We start from the raw sequence: 3,151 nt of genomic DNA, 5'->3' as shown, positions 1-3,151 counted from the left end.
ACTCAGGAGCCGCGGCCCTATTTGCTCTGGCTGGAGAGCCATCAGCTGATCCCTGCCATCCAGCAGTTCTACGCTAGCAAGGTCGAGGTGCGCAGCGAACAGGTGCATGCGGCGAGCCAACTGTTGGCCCTGCCCCAGTGGCTCGGCAACCACTGGCAGGCGGAAGTGAATTACGCCTTCCCCTCCGGCCACAGTATCGCCGCCATGAGCCTTGCCCAATTCTTCGGTCTGATCTGGCTGGCCCGAGCCCCTCACGGGGTCTGGCTGCTGCCGCTATGGGCGCTCGCCATCGCTCTGTCACGCACCCTGATCGGCATGCATTGGCCACTGGACGTGCTGGCAAGCGCCCTGCTCGGCAGCCTGACCGCTCTGTTCGCCGCCCGCTGGTGGCTACGCCACTATTGACCGCCAATCACCACCAGTGACGCCTACCCTGGCAAATATGACAACGGGCACCCTGAGGTGCCCGTTGTCATATCAAACAATGTGCAAGGGGGCTCGACTTAGCCTTGGTTAGCCTGCCACCCCTGCGGGTATTTGTAACCGACAAAACGCTTGGCGGCATAGGCCTTGAACGCGGCGGAGTTGTAGGCGGCAGCGACATCCTTGGCAAATGGCGTGTCGGCATCGCCGCTCCTGACCACGACCCAGTTGATGAAGTCATAGCTGCGTTCGAGGAAGAGCCCCTCGGTAAAGGGGATACCGCTCGAGGCCGCATAATTGCCATTGATAACGGTAAAGTCCACATCTTCCCGCGAGCGGGGCAGCTGGGCCGCCTCCAGCAGAACCAACTTGAGATTATGGGGGTTGCCGACCACGTCAAACTCGCTCGCCTTGAGGGGGTTGATGCCCTCTTTCAGCTTGAGCCAGCCCATGTCTTGCAGCATCAAGAGCGCCCGCGCCTGGTTGCTGGGATCATTGGGCAGCGCCACCGTGCTCCCCTCTTTCAAGGCAGACAGGGTGTTGAGCTTGCCTGCATAGAGGCCCATGGGGCCGGTCGGCACCTGGGTGATGGGGCTCAGCGACAGGCCCTGTCCTTGGCAAAGCTCTCCAGATAGGGTTTGTGCTGGAAACAGTTCACATCGAGCGAACCATCGGCCAGGGCTATATTGGGACTCACATAATCGGTGAACTCCACCAGCTTCACTTGGTAGCCCTTGGCCTCCAGCTGCGGTTTGATGGAATCGGTCACCATGTCGGCAAAGTCCCCCACCGTCGTGCCAATCACAATCTCTTTTTTGAGAGGGGCGGCAGCATAGGCCGCGGTGGCAGAAAAGGCACTGCTGGCGGCCAGCAAGGCAAGGGCGGAAAGCTTGAAGAAGGAACGGCGCTGCATGGGGACTCCCTGTCAAAATGATGGTCGAGAAACGGTGGCCAGATGGCGGAACTTGGTTGCTGACACAGAACACCACAACCATCTAGCCATCCAAACGGCCAATTTCAAATACCATAACAGAGCCCACCCTCTTCGCCAAGCAACAAAATCCCATGAGCTTGCACTCAAAGCGCGCCTTGGCGCGGATCGCCGCAGTGCAGAGTCCTGGGCGACCATTTGGATGAGTCAAGGATCATCTCGCCATCCAGGCCCCATCCGGCATAGGATGGGATGGGTCCCCATGACCACAGGTCATCGGATGAAGCTGGTATGGGCTCTGACCGCCCGCTTGATGAGTATCTGGAGGTTGAATTGAGAAAAACGGTGCTGATGCTGAGCGCTCTGCTGCTAGCTGGTTGCCTGGGTATGCCGGAGACTGTCACTCCCGTTTCGGATTTCAAGCTCAACAACTACCTGGGCAAGTGGTATGAAATCGCCAGACTGGATCATTCATTTGAGCGTGGTTTGAGTCAGGTCACCGCCGAGTACAGCTTAAATGCTGATGGTGGAGTGTTGGTTATCAATCGGGGCTTTTCCGAGACGGACAACGAGTGGAAAGAGGCCAAAGGCAAGGCATATTTTGTGGGCGCTGACTCGGAAGGTTATCTCAAGGTCTCTTTCTTCGGGCCATTTTATGGCTCTTATGTGGTCTTTGCACTGGAGCCACAAGAGGATGGCTATGCCTTTATCTCCGGGCCTAACACGGACTATTTATGGTTGCTTGCCAGAACGCCATCCGTTAAAGCGGATGTGATCAGCCGCTTTGTCGAGATGTCTGAGGCACGGGGTTTTGACACAAAAAATCTTGTCTACGTTCAGCAAAAATAGTGCCGGTATTGACAGAGAGCGAACGGGTCGGCATGGCGATGAGTGGCGTCTTCACTACCAACCACCGTTATCTAGATAAAGAGACCCGTGTTCCCCTCTCCTTTGCCACAAGCCTATTCATCATCTCCATCAATCAGGCTGAGCAGTGGTGGCGGCGCCTCATCTCCATCTTGCCAAGAGCAGATGATCTCGATGATAAACAGTGAGTTGTTTTATGAAAACCGGCTGATAGAAAGCCCCGGCATCAGCGACTGCCAAGGCGTTGGAATAGGTAATCAGGTTAACGCAACCGCCGCGGGATACTTGACCGCATTGCTGGCATTTTCCATCGCCCGCATCTTGGCGGCATTCATGATGGCCGACTGGCGGTTCTGCTCCGCGGTGTAGCAGGGATCCTTGCTGCCCCCTGCGCCTGGCCATCGGCCATGCGTGGCACTTACCGCTGGTGGCAGGAGCCGGTGGAAAGGGCTGTGATCGCCGCTGGCAAATCTCAAGTTGCCGTGGATCCTGGTGCCGCCCACCATGGGCGTCAGCGCCAGCACTGTTTCCATTTATGCAAAGCAAGGGGTTCCATGATGACATGGCTTCCCGTCCACTACCTATCAAGGGGGTTGTATGTTGGATCGCAATCACACCGGTCTGTTGGTCGTCGACATTCAGGGCAAATTGGCACGACTGGTCGAGGGAAGTACGCCCTTGATCGCCAATGTATCCATCCTGATCAAGGGCATACAGGCACTGGGCTTGCCAGTGATCTGGCTGGAGCAAAACCCGGACAAGCTCGGGCCAACGGTACCTGAGTTGCAGTCGCTGCAAGCCGGGGCGCCCGTATTGCCCAAGTTCAGCTTTGGCGCCCTGGGCGAGCCGCAGGTGGCGGCAACCATCAACCAAAGCGGTGTGACGCATTGGCTGGTGTGCGGCATAGAGGCGCATATCTGTGTCTATCAG

5 protein-coding genes and 1 pseudogene are annotated in these 3,151 nt (G+C 57.3%); 4 read left to right on the top strand and 2 right to left on the bottom strand.

Going from position 1 to position 3,151, the window contains the following annotated elements:
- The coding region (locus G113_RS19575) for a phosphatase PAP2 family protein (RefSeq protein WP_005911573.1) at positions 1–405 on the top strand (405 nt) is incomplete at its 5' end.
- Positions 406–503: 98 nt separating this feature from the next.
- Here G113_RS19575 and G113_RS19570 read toward each other — a convergent pair.
- A pseudogene (locus G113_RS19570) lies at positions 504–1,336 on the bottom strand (MetQ/NlpA family ABC transporter substrate-binding protein).
- Positions 1,337–1,687: 351 nt separating this feature from the next.
- Between G113_RS19570 and G113_RS19565 the strand changes: the two are divergent.
- Together G113_RS19565 and G113_RS19560 are read left to right on the top strand one after the other, a co-directional pair.
- Positions 1,688–2,203 (top strand): lipocalin family protein, encoded by a 516-nt coding sequence (locus G113_RS19565; RefSeq protein ID WP_005911570.1) that lies wholly within the window; start codon positions 1,688–1,690, stop codon positions 2,201–2,203.
- Positions 2,203–2,409 carry a hypothetical protein gene (locus G113_RS19560; protein WP_040319423.1) on the top strand — a complete coding sequence of 69 codons (207 nt, stop codon included), beginning with the start codon at positions 2,203–2,205 and terminating at the stop codon, positions 2,407–2,409. Before G113_RS19565 ends, G113_RS19560 begins: the two co-directional genes overlap by 1 nt.
- Positions 2,410–2,478: 69 nt before the next feature.
- Here the strand turns inward: G113_RS19560 and G113_RS21565 are convergent, their stop codons facing one another.
- Entirely contained in the window at positions 2,479–2,754 is a 276-nt protein-coding gene (locus tag G113_RS21565) for a hypothetical protein (RefSeq protein ID WP_005911567.1), read from the bottom strand.
- A gap of 64 nt (positions 2,755–2,818) precedes the next feature.
- Here G113_RS21565 and G113_RS19550 point away from each other — a divergent pair.
- A partial coding sequence (locus G113_RS19550) for an isochorismatase family protein (RefSeq protein WP_005911565.1) occupies positions 2,819–3,151 on the top strand: 333 nt, incomplete at its 3' end.

The organism is Aeromonas molluscorum 848 (assembly GCF_000388115.1).
In the GTDB taxonomy this organism is placed as follows: Bacteria; Pseudomonadota; Gammaproteobacteria; order Enterobacterales; family Aeromonadaceae; genus Aeromonas; species Aeromonas molluscorum.
Note: the sequence above shows the minus strand (reverse complement) of the source record. Positions and strands in the feature narration are given on the sequence as shown.

Bases quoted from the DNA above. Each gene is read 5' to 3' on its own strand.
- G113_RS21565 (WP_005911567.1), bottom strand. From the start codon at position 2,754: ATGGAAACAGTGCTGGCGCTGACGCCCATGGTGGGCGGCACCAGGATC.